Annotated in this window: 12 protein-coding genes; 4 read left to right on the forward strand and 8 right to left on the reverse strand. The window is 68.3% G+C overall.

Annotated elements, in window-relative coordinates; all coding sequences use genetic code 11:
• Window positions 1-227: 227 nt before the first annotated feature.
• The 6 genes from E3O65_RS05875 to E3O65_RS17405 all read right to left on the reverse strand — a co-directional run bounded on the left by E3O65_RS05875 (window position 228) and on the right by E3O65_RS17405 (window position 7,221).
• The gene (locus tag E3O65_RS05875; protein WP_134362813.1) at window positions 228-1,700 is read right to left on the reverse strand and encodes a dihydrolipoyl dehydrogenase family protein; all 1,473 of its coding nucleotides are present in this window, start codon (window positions 1,698-1,700) and stop codon (window positions 228-230) included.
• Window positions 1,701-1,741: 41 nt separating this feature from the next.
• Complete coding sequence (locus tag E3O65_RS05880; protein WP_134362814.1) at window positions 1,742-2,584, reverse strand: crotonase/enoyl-CoA hydratase family protein; 843 nt, start codon at window positions 2,582-2,584, stop codon at window positions 1,742-1,744.
• Window positions 2,585-2,636: 52 nt separating this feature from the next.
• Window positions 2,637-3,470, reverse strand: coding sequence for an arginase family protein (locus tag E3O65_RS05885; RefSeq protein ID WP_134362815.1), 834 nt, complete (start codon window positions 3,468-3,470; stop codon window positions 2,637-2,639).
• Window positions 3,471-3,543: 73 nt separating this feature from the next.
• On the reverse strand, window positions 3,544-4,191 hold the full coding sequence (locus E3O65_RS05890; RefSeq protein WP_134362816.1) for an NADPH-dependent F420 reductase: 648 nt from the start codon (window positions 4,189-4,191) through the stop codon (window positions 3,544-3,546).
• A gap of 70 nt (window positions 4,192-4,261) precedes the next feature.
• Window positions 4,262-4,993, reverse strand: a complete 732-nt coding sequence (locus E3O65_RS05895; RefSeq protein ID WP_134362817.1) for a PspA/IM30 family protein — start codon at window positions 4,991-4,993, stop codon at window positions 4,262-4,264.
• 113 nt (window positions 4,994-5,106) lie between these two features.
• Complete coding sequence (locus E3O65_RS17405) at window positions 5,107-7,221, reverse strand: TPM domain-containing protein (protein WP_134362818.1); 2,115 nt, start codon at window positions 7,219-7,221, stop codon at window positions 5,107-5,109.
• A 209-nt stretch (window positions 7,222-7,430) separates the two neighbouring features.
• Here E3O65_RS17405 and E3O65_RS05905 point away from each other — a divergent pair, with 209 nt between their 5' ends.
• From E3O65_RS05905 to E3O65_RS05920, 4 genes are all read left to right on the forward strand, one after another.
• Window positions 7,431-8,198, forward strand: coding sequence for a gamma-glutamyl-gamma-aminobutyrate hydrolase family protein (locus E3O65_RS05905; RefSeq protein WP_241985840.1), 768 nt, complete (start codon window positions 7,431-7,433; stop codon window positions 8,196-8,198).
• A 92-nt stretch (window positions 8,199-8,290) separates the two neighbouring features.
• Window positions 8,291-8,863 carry a GNAT family N-acetyltransferase gene (locus E3O65_RS05910; RefSeq protein ID WP_134362819.1) on the forward strand — a complete coding sequence of 191 codons (573 nt, stop codon included), beginning with the start codon at window positions 8,291-8,293 and terminating at the stop codon, window positions 8,861-8,863.
• Between the two features lie 75 nt (window positions 8,864-8,938).
• Window positions 8,939-10,270: a M20/M25/M40 family metallo-hydrolase gene (locus E3O65_RS05915; protein ID WP_134362820.1), complete on the forward strand. Its 1,332-nt coding sequence runs from the start codon at window positions 8,939-8,941 to the stop codon at window positions 10,268-10,270.
• 13 nt (window positions 10,271-10,283) lie between these two features.
• Window positions 10,284-10,745 (forward strand): DUF1294 domain-containing protein, encoded by a 462-nt coding sequence (locus E3O65_RS05920; protein ID WP_134362821.1) that lies wholly within the window; start codon window positions 10,284-10,286, stop codon window positions 10,743-10,745.
• Window positions 10,746-10,936: 191 nt separating this feature from the next.
• On the opposite strand, the gene E3O65_RS05925 is transcribed toward E3O65_RS05920, so the two are convergent.
• Both E3O65_RS05925 and E3O65_RS05930 read right to left on the reverse strand, forming a co-directional pair.
• The gene (locus E3O65_RS05925) at window positions 10,937-11,659 is read right to left on the reverse strand and encodes an AAA family ATPase (protein ID WP_134362822.1); all 723 of its coding nucleotides are present in this window, start codon (window positions 11,657-11,659) and stop codon (window positions 10,937-10,939) included.
• A gap of 396 nt (window positions 11,660-12,055) precedes the next feature.
• Window positions 12,056-13,153 carry a type I restriction endonuclease gene (locus tag E3O65_RS05930; RefSeq protein ID WP_134362991.1) on the reverse strand — a complete coding sequence of 366 codons (1,098 nt, stop codon included), beginning with the start codon at window positions 13,151-13,153 and terminating at the stop codon, window positions 12,056-12,058.
• Window positions 13,154-13,167: the final 14 nt, after the last annotated feature.

The following is a 13,167-nucleotide window of genomic DNA, read 5'->3' on the forward strand; positions in this document are numbered from 1 at the left end:
TCCGGGTGGGCGATCCGGATGGTGCGCGGTGCCGTGCAGATCATGGCCCCACCCTGGCTCGAGACCGGGGCCCGCACATGGCGGAGCATCACGAAATCCCGCACCCGAATGACGGACGCGGTGCAGCGTAAGACTGGATAGGTGGTGGGTGGATCGTCGGTTTCGGCGTCGCAGAACGACGATTCACCCGCTCTTGTGGCCGGGCGATACAACTTCTGCGGCTACGGCTACGGTCGCCCGTACTCCTCGAGCAGGCGCAGCCAGACCTCGCTCAGGGTTGGGTAGCTGGGCACCGCGTGCCACAGGCGGCGGATCTGCACCTCGCCGACCACGGCGATGGTCGCAGAATGCAACAGCTCCGCGACATCCGGCCCCACGAAGGTGGCCCCGATCAGAACCTCACGGTCCAGGTCCACGATGACGCGCGCCGCCCCGGTGTAGCCGTCGGCGTGCACGGATGCCCCGGCCACCGAGCCCAGGTTGTAGTCCAGCACCCGAATGCGGAATCCGGCCTTCTCGGCAGCAGCCTGGGTCAGTCCCACCGAGGCGACTTCGGGGTCAGTGAAGGTGACCTGTGGCACGGCGGCATGGTCGGCGGTGGCGACGTGGGTGCCCCACGGGGCGTCGTCAACGGGCGCGCCGGCGGCCCGGGCCGCGATCACATCACCGGCTGCTCGGGCCTGGTACTTGCCCTGGTGGGTGAGGAGTGCCCGGTGGTTGACGTCGCCGACGGCGTATAGCCAGTCCTCGGCCAGCTCCGGCGCGGCACCCTGCACGAGCAGGGTGTCGTCGACCTCGAGCCAATCGCCCGGTGTGAGACCCACCGTCTCGATCCCGACATCCGTGCTCCGGGGAACCCGGCCGGTGGCAACGAGCACCTCGGTCGCGGTGACCCGGGTGCCGTTGGAGAGGGTGAGGGTCACATCGCCGTCGGCATTGCGGGCCGCTCCGGTGGTCGACACCCCCGTCAACACGGTGACGCCGGCCTCCCGCAGGGCCGCAGTGACGAGCTCGCCGGCGAACGGTTCCTGCCCGCCGAGCAGCATGCTGCGCACGATCATCGTGACCTCGGCACCGAGCCCGGCGTAGGCGGCGGCCATTTCGGCCGCCACGACGCCACCGCCGATCACGGCGAGGCTGTCCGGGATGCTTCGGGCGCTGGTTGCCTCCCGGCTCGTCCATGGCGACACGGATGCCAGGCCCGGAATGTCCGGCAGCAGCGCCGCCGACCCGGTGCTGACGACCACCGCGTGCTCGGCCGTCAGCACGGTCGCCGTGCCATCCGCAGCGATGACGGTGACCTCCCGAACGCCGGTCAGGCGGGCGTGGCCGCGCACCAGGGCGATTCCGGTCTTCTCCAGCCAGCGCACCTGACCCTCGTCGGACCAATTGCTGGTGAAGGCGTCGCGGCGGCGCAGCACGGCGGCGACGTCCAGATCGCCGGTCACGGCTTCGGCCGCCCCTCCCACGCGACGGGCGGCCGCCAGAACCGACCCGCTGCGCAACAGTGCCTTCGAGGGCATGCAGGCCCAGTATGAGCATTCGCCGCCGACCAGCTCGGCCTCGATGATCACTGTTCGAAGTCCCGCCTGCGTTGTACGGTCGGCTACGTTCTCCCCCACGGCGCCGGCACCGATCACTATCACGTCGAAGTTCGACTCGGCAGGGTTCGGTGCGGTGGTGATGGGGGCGTCGGGCATCCGTCTCTCCTCGGATCAGTGTTGGCGGTAGGAATGCAACCTTAGCGGCCCACGAAAACTGCGGGCTGGCGACTCACAAAAGCCTCCATGCCGATGCGGGAATCTTCGGTCACGGCGAGCCGGGCCAGGGCTGGCTGCAGCCCCGTCTCGGCTGCCGCGGCGCCATCCCGCACGGCGGTGCGGGCGTTGGCGAGAGTCGCCTGCACGGCCAGCGGGGCCTGGGACGCGATCCGTTCGGCCAGTTCCAGCGCGCGTTCGAACTGGGTGCCGTCCGGCACCACCTCCTGGACCAGCCCGATCCGGTGCGCCTCGCGGGAGTCGAACATGTCGCCGGTGAGCATCCAGCGCATGGCGTTGCCCCACCCGGCCGTGCGGGGGAAACGGAGGGTCGCACCGCCGAACGGAAGAATGCCTCGCGCCACCTCGATCTGACCGAACCGGGTGGATTCGGCCGCCACGGCGATGTCGCTGGCCAATATCAGCTCGATGCCGAGGGTCAGGCAGGTGCCCTGCACGGCCATCACCACGGGCTTGGACACGCTCCGCCCGTCGACCTGCCACGGGTTGATGCCGCCCTCCGGCACCATGTCGAGGCCGTCGGGACCGAGCCGGGGGCCGATGTCGGCCAGATCGAGGCCGGCAGTGAAATGGTCGCCGACCGCGTAGACGAGCCCGACGCGCAGCTCGGGGTCCCGGTCGAGCACACCATAGGCGAGCGCCAGCTGCTGCAGCAGCGCCAGATCGGCGGCATTGCGCTTCTCCGGACGGTTGAACCCGATCAGCAGCAGGTGCCCGCGCCTCTCGGTGATGATCCTCGACGGATCGGAAACGGAGTTCTGCTCGTTCACGGATGCCTCCCTTGGCTTCTGGCGCGTCGACCCCATGCTACGGCCGCGCCGGGCTGGCCTCCGACCAGCAGTTTCGGTTCAGCGTAGCTCAGCGGGTGAGCGCGCCGATGATCCGCAGGATGCTCGGCAGGTCGTCGGTGGCGGCCTCCGGCGAGGCCGGGGCGAAGCCGGCGATGGTGGCGCCGGCCAGCTCGAAATCCGCGCGCAGCGCGGTGATCAGCCTATTCAGACCCTCCACGCTCAACCCGAACGGGTACAGGTCGGCCAGGCCGGCCAGAACCGCCGGGTCGAGCACGTCCAGGTCGAGGTGCAGGTAGAAGGTGCGGGCGCCGGTGGCGCGCAGGGCGGCGACGAGAGCATCGGGGGAGTCGAGGTCTTCGACCGGGAGGCTCACAATTCCGCGTTCCTGGATCAGAACGTCCTCGGCCGGGTCGATGGCGCGTGCTCCGCCGAGCACGACCCGCTGGAGCGGAACGCGCACCTCCGCGTCGAGGGTCAGACCCTCGGCACCCTCGCCGGTGATGGCGCGCAGCACCATTCCGGTGAAACCGCCGGACGGGGACGTGTCGGGCGTGTGCAGGTCGGGGTGGGCGTCGAGCCAGACCACGGCCAGGTCATCCGGATGCTGCCGCGACGCATGTTCGACGGCCGCCAGGGACACCCCATTGTCGCCGCCGATCGTGAGCACCGGGCCGGTCCCGCCGCGCAGCGCGATCGCGAGGCGTTCGCGCACCATCACCAGGGTGGAGAAGCGGTCGATGCCGGTGTCGAGGGCGTCACCGGCCTCGGCGGGCACCGGCACCTGATGGGTGACGGACGAGGGAAGATCGCCTCGGATCGCCTCCGCCCCGTCACTCAGGCGCATTGCGCGCGGAGAAACCGAACCCTGCCACTGCGGCACGACAACGAAGGTGGGAGCCATACTTCAGTATGCTCCCTGGCCATTCCCGCGCGCGGGATTCTCGTGCCGGATCGGGCCGATTTCTCCGGGCGCTCTACTGGTCGCGGTAGCGAACGGCGGCGCTCGTCGCATCCTGAAGCTCGGCCGCATTCAGGCGCGGGCCGTAACCGGGGGTGTCGCGCTGGATACGCCAGCCCTCGCTGAGCGCTCCGACGTTGACGGTGTCGTAGCCGAAGCTGTCGAGCAGCGCGGTCACAGTCGCGGCGGCGGGGGAGTCGTCGCTGGCGATGACCAGGGCGCGACGGTTGGGCGAACCGGCCGGCTGGCCGTGCTCGGTGAGGTCGGCGGCATAGATGTGGTTGAACGCCTTCACGATCGTCGACTCCGGGAGGCGGTCCCGCAGAAGCTCGGCCGTGGTGGTGCTTTCATCGTCGAGCGCAGCGATGTCGCCGTCGCGCTGGGGGTAGTAGTTGTTCGTATCGATCACGAGTTTGCCGGCCAGTTCCGTCGTGGGCAGGGTATGGATCTGGTTGAGCGGGATGGTCACGACCACGAGGTCGCCGGCCACGGCGGCCTCGGCGGGGGTTGCGGCGCGGGAGCGCGGGCCGAGCTCGCCGATCAGGTCAGTGAGGGTTTCGGGGCCGCGCGAATTGCTCACGACCACGTCGTATCCGTTGGCCACGCCGAGTCGTGCGAGCTGGCTGCCGATGTTCCCGGCGCCGATGATTCCAAGAGTTGTCATACCTGGAACAAGGAGCGGCGCCGACGGGATGTTCCCGTCGGCGCCCGATTGCGCTGGCAGCGAAAGAGCGCTACTGCGTGATGGAGCTGGTTCCGCCGGCCTTGAGGGCGGCCAGGCGGGCGTCGACCTCGGTCAGCTCACCCAGGTCTTCGAGGCTTTCGAACTGCGCGTCCAGGCTCGATGCGGCCAGTTCGCTTGCGCCCCGGACGCGGGCCTCCTCGCGGCGGATCTTGTCCTCGAAGCGGCTGACCTCGCTGGTGGGGTCCATCAGGTCGATGCTCTTGACGGCATCCATCACCTTGGTCTGCGCCTCGGCGGTCTTCGACCGCGCAATCAGCTCGTTGCGCTTGGAGGAGAGCTGGTTCAGCTTCTCCTTCATCTTGTTGAGACCGTCCTTGAGCTGGGCCACGACGGCCGTCTGCGAGGCGATCTGGGGCTCGGCCTGCTTTGCCTCCTTCTCGGACTGCATCTGGCGGCTGAGGGCCACCTTGGCGAGGTTGTCGAAACGGTCGGCGTCAAGCGCATTTCCGGCGGTGCGCAGCTGGTCGGCCTTGCGACTCGCGGCCAGAGCCTTGCCACCCCACTCGGTCGCGGCCTCCACGTCTTCGCGGTAGTCGTCCTCGAGTAGGCGCAGGTTGCCGATGGTCTCGGCGATGGCGCTCTCCGCGTCCGCGATGCTGTTGGTGTAATCACGCACCATCTGGTCGAGCATCTTCGCCGGGTCTTCGGCGGAGTCCAGCAGCGCGTTGATGTTCGCTTTCGCCAACTGGGAGATACGGCCAAAAATGGACTGTTTCGTCATTGTGCGGTGTCCTTTCGAGTTCCGGAGCATCTGATGCATCCATTGTGTCGGTTTGTGCTGGTCAAGACCTCTAAGACGGCCCGGGTGGGGCGAGGGATGCGGCGGCCCGGGTTCTAGAACCGCCCGCCACCCCCGCGCCGCGAGCGGGATCCGGACCCGCCGAATCCACCGGGCATACTGAAGCCGCCACCGCCGCCACCGCCGCCACCGCCGCCTCCGCGCCGACCGCCCCCGCTTCCGCCGAACATGCCGCTGCCGCGCCGACCGCCTCCGCCTCCGCCGCCGAGCAGCGAATTGATCAGGATGCCGCCGATCATGGCGCCCATGACTCCGCTGCCGCCACTCCCGCCGTTGCCGCTGTCATAACCGCTGCCGAAACCGCCCGAAACCTGACCGGCAAATCCCTCGACGTCGTTTCGGGCACCTGAAATGGCGGCGGCGGCCAGGGAATTGGCCCGCTGCGAGGCGGTGAGGGCGGCATCCGGGTTGGTGACGGCCAGCGAGTCAGCTTCCGCGAGAGAGCGGCCGGCTTCGGCGAGTCTGGTGCGCGCTTCCGCGCCGACCGCGCCGCGGCGGGCCGTGATGTAGTCCTCGGCGGCGGAGACCTGGCCGCGCGCGGCCTGCAAGTTCTGGTTGAGCAGGGCCTGGGCTCGCTGCCGCTGAGCTTCGGCGTCGCGCACGCCCTGCAACGCGGCGTCCATCTGTGTGTTGGCGGCCTCGAGCAACTGCATCAGCTCGAGCGGGTTGATCCTGCCTGCCGCGGACCGCGCCTGCACATCGGCGAGGGTCTGCTCGGTGCGGCTGATCACGGCGGGCAGCACGGCCGCCGCCGCGGTCGTGGACGGCAGGCCGCGCGCGGTCAGCAGGTCGGCCTGCAGCTCGGCGACAGTGGCGGCCACGGACTGCGTGGCACCCGCGAGGTCCCGCCCCAGCCGGTCCACGGCGTCTAGTAGCAGCTTGGCCTGGTCGACCGCTTCCTCCGCCGCACGGATGTCCACGGCCGCGGCGGCAGTCTCGCCGGTATCCAGCCGAGTGGCGGCCCGGGCCAGGACGGTATCGGTGAAGGCGAGGCGCTCCCGTGTCTCGGCGGGGTTGTCGGCGACAGTGCCGAGCGCGGCGTCGGTGTAGCGGGCGGCCAGTGCAGCGAGAACCTCCTCGCCGGCATTGAGCCGGCTGCGCACGGTGGTCGCATCGCCGGCGACCGCGGCGGCGGCCTCCGGAGCCTTTTTCTCCAATTGGCGCAGCTCGTCGAAGTCGTCGGCCTGGTCGTCGAGGATGCCGTTGGCCTGGCCGCAGAGATCGATGATCGCGGCGTACCAGGCGCGCGCCTGCTCCTCGGAGTCGGGTTCGGCGTCGTCGAGTTTCTGCTGCAGGGTGAATGCCTGGCTGAGCTGCGACTTCGCCGTGTCGAGGGCGGTCTGGAAGGCGGTCGTGGCATCCGTGCCGTACTGGGCGATCGCGAAACCGAGTTCCTGCTCGCTCGAACGGATGGCGTCGTCGGTCTGCACGAGGGTGCTCGAAGTGCGCCGCTTGAGCTCGGGGGTGGGCAAGGCCTGCAGTCCGGTCGGCGGAGTGGCACCGGCGGGCAGAGTGCCTTTGCGCCCGCGACGGGCGAGCAGGATGACTGCGCCGACGGCCAGGAGCACCAGAACCGCGATGACCACGAAAATCACGATCAGCAACCCGCCACCGCTTCCGGGGCTCTCGTCTCCGGGGGTGATCTCGGGGGTCGTGACCTGCTCGCCCTGGAGGGCCGCCGAGAGACCCGCGGCGGCGGCGATCCCGGCGCCGGCCCAGTCGTTCTGGCGCAGAGCCGGCTCGATGGCGACGGTCTCGATCTCCTGGAGCTGGGCATCCGTCAGGGCGAAGTCAGGGGCCACCGACAGCTGGAACTCGCGGTCTTCGGTGGCCACCGCCAGCAGCACGTCGTTGGTGCCCAGGCCATTGCTGTCGGCGGTCTGGTCAGCCCACTGTTTGCGGTCCTCGACCCCGGTGAAACTGTCCACATACGCCACGAAGAGGTCGGCGCCGGTGTCGGCGTAGAGTGCGTCGAGGGCCGCTGTGATCTCGTTGGTGCGGCCGCTGACGGCATCGACTGTGTCGAGGATATGACTCGCCCCGAACTCGACCGGGTCTTCGGCCCAGGCAGCGGAGGGTGCCGAGACGACGGGTGCCGAAATCAACCCGATCGCCGCAACCGCGACCGCAAACAACCACCGTGACCGCATGGACACCCCATTCTCGCCAATATCGATACTTCGGCGTTCCCTGGTCGAGCATAGAACGACCGCGCAGGCCCGTCCACCGGGGCCGGCGGCGGGTGGCCGGTTGCAACACTATTGCCCACTGTTACGGCGGTGCTGGCCGTGCCGGCCACTGGTGCCCAGACTGGGTCCATACCCCGTCGCAACACCACACCGACCCCCGGAGGCCGACCATGACCCGTTCGTTCTCCATGGCTCCGCGACTCGCGGTCGTCGAGGTCACCCGGCACCGCCCGGACCGCCCTGCCTATCACGCGAAAGTGCAGCTGCTCAATGCGACTGCGGTGAACGCCGGCGCGCACGGCGGTTGGCACGTCACCCGGTTGGCGGCCGCCGACCTCACCCTGGTCGAGCTACTGGCAGCCACGGATGACTGTGACGCCATCGTGATCATGGGTGGCGAGGACCTGACGCCACGGTTCTACGGCGGCGGCGCCGGCTACGAGGGCGAGACCCACCACTTCGAGGTGGCCGACGCCGGCCAGATTGCGCTCGTGCGGCGGGCCCTCGACCGCGGCACCCCGCTGCTGGGCATCTGCCGCGGGCTGCAGATCATCAACGTCGCCCTCGGCGGCACCCTTGTTCAGCACATCGAGGAGGGCATCCACCGCAACGTCGATGTGCCCATCGACGAGATCCTGCGCGAGCACCCCGTGCAGCTTCTGCCCGGCAGTACCCTGATCGAGAGCCTCGGCGAGACCGACATCCGGGTGCAGAGCGCCCACCACCAGAGCGTCGGTCGACTCGGGGCCGGGCTGGTTCCGGCCGGCATTGCCCCGGACGGGCTGGTGGAAGCCGTCGAGCACGAGTCCGCGCCGATCACGGGTGTGCAGTGGCATCCCGAGGCGCCGAATTCGCCTGCCGATCAGCTGCCGCTGCTCTTGGCCGCCCTTTCGTCCCAGCTTGCCGAGGCCCGTGTGGCCGATCAGCTCGCCGCCTGACGCGCCGCTGCACGGCCTCGCCGGTGATCGGCCACGATCATATGGTCGCCCGTCGTCGACAGCGACAAGGAAGGGGTCACTAGTCTGGACGGATGTCGCTCGAGATTCGCACCGATCGCCTCCTGCTCCGCCGCTGGCGCGAGTCAGATCTGGCGCCGTTCGCCGCGATGGGGGAGGACCCGGAGGTGATGCGGTACTTCCCGGCGCCGCTGACCCGCGCCGAGGGTGACGCGCTCGCCGCGCGGGCCGACGGGCTGTTCGACACGCACGGCTACGGTCTCTGGGCGCTCGAAACGCGCTCGACGGGGGACTTTCTCGGCTTCGCCGGGCTCGCGCCCCTGCCTGCGTTCATCCCCGGCCCCAGCGGGATCGAGGTCGGTTGGCGGCTCGCCCGCGCGTTCTGGGGTCAGGGATACGCCACCGAAGCGGCGCGGGCGGCCCTCGGCTTCGCTTTCGGACGACTCGAGCTCGAACAGGTGCACGCCATCACGGCCGTCATCAACGAACCCTCACGAGCCGTGATGGAACGACTCGGGATGACCGCGATGGTCGAATTCCAGCATCCGAAGATTCCCGTCGGCTCATCGTTGCGGGTGCACATCCGGTACTCCGTTTCGCGCGCTGCCACTGCCCGGGCGTCCGCCGCGGGCGACCTCACCCGGTAGAGTTCAGGCACTTCCGAAAGGACTGGCCGCCACCATGGAACCGACTGTCGCGCACCTTCTCCGCCGAGCCCGCGCATGAGCGACTACGACGCTCTGACCCGGCAGACGGTCGACCTGCTGCGTGACCTCATCCGCAATGCCTGCGTCAACGACGGCACCCCCGATTCGGGCGGCGAGATCCGCAGCGTGCGCACCCTGGAGGGGTTTTTCGCCGGATCGGGACTCGACCTCGAGGTCGTCGAACCGCATCCGGGGCGTGCCTCCTTGATCGCTCGCGTCCGGGGCACCGACCCTACGGCACCCACGCTAGCCCTGGTCGGCCACCTCGATGTGGTGCCGGTGGACGAGGACGGCTGGACGCGTGACCCGTTCGCCGCCGAGATCGTCGACGGCGAGATCTGGGGGCGCGGCGCGCTCGACATGCTCTATCTGACCGCCAGCTACGCCGTCGTCACCCGGGCCATTGCGACCGGATCGTTCCGCCCGCGCGGCGACCTCGTATTCGCGGCCGTCGCCGATGAGGAGGACGGCAGCCGGCTCGGTGTGGAGTGGCTGACCGACAACCGCCTCGACCTCATCGACGCTGACTACGTGCTCACCGAGTCCGGCGGGGCCATGGTCGGGCCGCGGCCGCTGATCTCCACGGCCGTCGGCGAGAAGGGGATCGCCGGACGCCGCCTCGTGGTGCGCGGGACCCCCGGCCACGGGTCGGCCCCCTGGGGCGCCCGCAACGCGGCCGTGATCGCGGCGGATGCCGTGACGCGCCTGGCCCGCTACCGCGCCCCGGTGCAGATCACCCCGGACTGGCGGCGGTACGTGCACGCCCTCGAACTGGAACCAGCCCTGGCGGAGCGACTGCTCGACCGGCACCGGATAGACGGCGCCCTGAACGAACTGGGCAGTCTGGCCGGATTCGCGCACGCCTCGACGCACACTACGATTTCGCCCAACATCGTTCGGGCGGGCGTGAAAGACAACGTGATCCCGGCGCTCGCGACCATCACACTCGACATCCGGGTGCTGCCCGACCTGGCGGCCACCGACGTCGACGCCTACCTGCGGGAGGCGCTCGGCGACCTGGCCGACGACGTGGAAATCGAGGGCGACGAATTCGCCGCGGCTACCCGGTCCGCGGTCGACACGCCCCTGTTCCATTCCCTCGGCAAGGCCGTGCGCCGGGCCTACCCCGATGCCGACCTGCTTCCGGTGCTCAGCGTCGGCGGCTCCGACGCCAGGTTCTACCGCCGCCGCGGCATCCCCGCCTACGGTTTCGCTTTACTCAGCCGGCACTGGGATTACGGCACGTTCCGTCAGCTCTTCCACGGCAACGACGAGCGCATCGACATCGGCTCGATCGCACTGACCGTGGCCGCCCTCGACACCGTCGTGCACGACTTCCTCGATTGAGTCGCCGCTGCCGATGAGACAGACCACACCCCGGCGCCAGGCCCAGCCCCCACGGCGGGGCGCGCCCGGAAGACAAGCCGGTACACGACGGCCGATTTCCGCCCACACCGGTTCCGGAGCCGTCGCCTACCTTGCCGTCGTCGCATTCGCGGGGGTCTACCTCGTCGTCGACGCCTACCGGCCGATCTCGATATGGATGGCCGCGTTCTACCTGGTTCTCAGCGTCGCCTGCTTCGTCGTCTACGCCGTGGACAAGTCCGCCGCTGTCGCCGCGCGCTGGCGGGTGCCCGAGAACACACTGTTGCTGCTCGGGCTCGCCGGCGGCTGGCCGGGTGCGATCGTGGCGCAGCAGGTGCTGCGGCACAAGACGAAGAAGGCTAGTTTCCGCTCCGCTTTCTGGGGCACGGTGGCGTTGAACGTGGCCGCCTTCGTGGTGGTTTTCTCGCCGCTGCTGCCGGGCATGTTGGACGACTGAGCGCGGTCTGAGCCGGTCCGGCTCGGCGGCCGGCGGCTACTCGCCCTTCGTCAAGGACAGCAAGCTGCACGACCTGCGCAACCCGGCGGCCGGGCGCTCTGCTCGGTCTCCACCTCGGAGAACCTGTCGACGGCGAACCCGCCTCCGACCCGGAGGCCGAGCTGCGGGCGCATATGGCGGCAGCAGGAGGCTCACAGGAGGTGCCGGAGGTAGCGCTCCGGCGCCTCCAAGAATGAACGCCAGTCGCGCACGAGGTCGAGGTCGTCCCAGTCGCAGGGGCGGTAGCCCCACGGTCCGACCTCGTAGATGACGGCGCCCGGGAGGGAAGCCAGGATCGGTGAGTGCGTCGACAGGATGACCTGGGAGCCGCCTGCATCCAGGATGTCCTGCAGGTCGCGGAGCAGGGCGAGCGCGCCAGTGAACGAGAGGGCCGACTCCGGTTCGTCGAGGATCCACAGGCCCGGGTACCGGGACCTGGCCGCGACGAGGTCGAGGAAGGATTCGCCGTGCGAGCGCTCGTGGAACACCGGGTCGCTGCCGCCGGGGTTGTCCTCCAGGTAGGTGAAGAATCCGTGCATGGTCTCGGCCCGCAGGAAGAAGCCACCGCGGCCGGCACCAAGACCTCGGCTCAGCCGCAGGTGGTCGGCGATGGTGGATTCGCTCCGGCGTGTGGTGTGCCGGGAGCCGGTCGATCCGCCCTCCGGGCCCATGCCGTAGGCGCCCGCGATGGCCTCGACGAGGGTCGACTTGCCGGCGCCGTTCTCGCCGACGAAGACGGTCACAGGGCCCAGTTCGAGACCGTTGTCGAGGAGCTGGGTAATCGGGGCGAGGGTCGCGGGCCAGGTGTCGCGGGCCAGTACTGGGGCGTCGGGATCCTGACGCACGGAACGAAGCGGGGGCTCGTTTCTGGGCATGCGCTCATTCTGCCCGAATCGGGTCAGGGCCGGCTTCAGCCGCGAGGCCGGTCGGTGCGAAGCCAGGTCCCACGTCGGGCTGGAGTTCCCCCCTCAACGAGTGCCATTCCGGCTCGAAAGTTGGTGGTCTGGCGCTGGCCAAGCGACTGCAGGGCAAGCGGCCGTTCTGGGGCGTGGCATTCCTCACCTCGCCCATCCCGAAATTCATTGCCCTGAAGCTGAACGGGTCGGCTTTCGTCTGCTCAGATCTAGAGCGGGGCGCGTCGAGGCGAACCGTCGTCTTCTTGCCCGGACACGGAGTCGCCTCGGACGTCTCCGCGTGCGCGGGGTGGCACGGCGGAGACGCCCGTGGTGCCGGGCACGCTGCCGTGGATTCGTCGCGGGCAGTTACCTTGGCTAGTCCTGGTAGCTCTTGACGGAGCCGCGGATGGCGTCCGCGTACAGGTAGATCTCGTCCAAGGAATCGATCGCGTGTCGCGTTTCCGCTTTGTCCAGGTCGAAGACGCCCAGGTACTTCTGTTTCTTGCCGTTGAAGTGAAGGCGAGCGATCGGCTTGCGATTGTTATCGTCGAGGAGCACGGCAAAGTATGACTTGGCGTCGCGGTGCATGACCCTCTGGGGTTTGACCTCGCTGCAGGCGATTGCCTTCACGATCTGATAGCCCTCGAGTTCCTCCAGGGTTGTCTGAATTTCAGTGTCACGCTCCAAATCCTCTTCGGCGATCTCCTGACTCGTGATCGATGCAGCCTGAGCCTCGCCAATGGCGGGCGAGAACGTCGTGGCACCCAACGCCGACTTCAGACGTTCATTGACCTGGTCATTGAGGAACTGCTTGGTTGCCTTAGTAACCAAAGTGGTGAATTGTTCACGCACCTTCTGGGTGAACGCGCCCTCGTAAACCCGAGTGGTGAAGAAGCGGATCCATTCATCCTGCGGTTCCTTGAACTGCGCGGCAATGGTTCGCTTGATCTGCCCAATGTATTTGAGTTCCTCGGCAGCATTGATGATTGAATCGAGGTCGAAGACATCCTTCGTAAGCTTGCGGAGCTCAGGGATCAGGGTCTCGTCGATGTCCATCAGATCGAGGACGAGGAAGGGCTTCTCGTCCATGCGGTTGGGCGCGTCGAGATCCGTGTAGAACTGGTAGGTTTCGCCGTTGGTCAACACGGCGATCCGCGCATTCGTGACAGCGAAGTAGCGGAAAAGCTGAGAAGCATGCTCAATCTTGAGCGATTCCTTCGATTTCTTGCACTCAATGAGGATCTGGACTTCGCCATCGCGCATGATCGCGTAGTCGACCTTTTCGCCCTTCTTCACGCCAACATCGGCGGTGAATTCAGGAACGACTTCCAACGGATTGAAGACGTCGTAGCCGAGGATCGTCGAGATGAACGGCATGATGAACGCGTTCTTGGTTGCTTCCTCGGTTAGGATCGCATCCCGTTGGTTGCGAACCTTCAGTGCCAAGGCCGCGAGTAATTCCGAAAATTCCATTTTTCCCCCCAGAA

Source organism: Cryobacterium breve (assembly GCF_004402375.1).
Lineage (GTDB): Bacteria > Actinomycetota > Actinomycetes > Actinomycetales > Microbacteriaceae > Cryobacterium > Cryobacterium breve.

What these genes read in the sequence shown, in the direction of transcription:
- E3O65_RS05875 (WP_134362813.1), bottom strand. Translation starts at nt 1,700, where the DNA reads ATGCCCGACGCCCCCATCACCACCGCACCGAACCCTGCCGAGTCGAAC.
- E3O65_RS05880 (WP_134362814.1), bottom strand. Translation starts at nt 2,584, where the DNA reads ATGGGGTCGACGCGCCAGAAGCCAAGGGAGGCATCCGTGAACGAGCAG.
- E3O65_RS05885 (WP_134362815.1), bottom strand. Translation starts at nt 3,470, where the DNA reads ATGGCTCCCACCTTCGTTGTCGTGCCGCAGTGGCAGGGTTCGGTTTCT.
- E3O65_RS05890 (WP_134362816.1), bottom strand. Translation starts at nt 4,191, where the DNA reads ATGACAACTCTTGGAATCATCGGCGCCGGGAACATCGGCAGCCAGCTC.
- E3O65_RS05895 (WP_134362817.1), bottom strand. Translation starts at nt 4,993, where the DNA reads ATGACGAAACAGTCCATTTTTGGCCGTATCTCCCAGTTGGCGAAAGCG.
- E3O65_RS17405 (WP_134362818.1), bottom strand. Translation starts at nt 7,221, where the DNA reads ATGCGGTCACGGTGGTTGTTTGCGGTCGCGGTTGCGGCGATCGGGTTG.
- E3O65_RS05905 (WP_241985840.1), top strand. Translation starts at nt 7,431, where the DNA reads ATGACCCGTTCGTTCTCCATGGCTCCGCGACTCGCGGTCGTCGAGGTC.
- E3O65_RS05910 (WP_134362819.1), top strand. Translation starts at nt 8,291, where the DNA reads ATGTCGCTCGAGATTCGCACCGATCGCCTCCTGCTCCGCCGCTGGCGC.
- E3O65_RS05915 (WP_134362820.1), top strand. Translation starts at nt 8,939, where the DNA reads ATGAGCGACTACGACGCTCTGACCCGGCAGACGGTCGACCTGCTGCGT.
- E3O65_RS05920 (WP_134362821.1), top strand. Translation starts at nt 10,284, where the DNA reads ATGAGACAGACCACACCCCGGCGCCAGGCCCAGCCCCCACGGCGGGGC.
- E3O65_RS05925 (WP_134362822.1), bottom strand. Translation starts at nt 11,659, where the DNA reads ATGCCCAGAAACGAGCCCCCGCTTCGTTCCGTGCGTCAGGATCCCGAC.
- E3O65_RS05930 (WP_134362991.1), bottom strand. Translation starts at nt 13,153, where the DNA reads ATGGAATTTTCGGAATTACTCGCGGCCTTGGCACTGAAGGTTCGCAAC.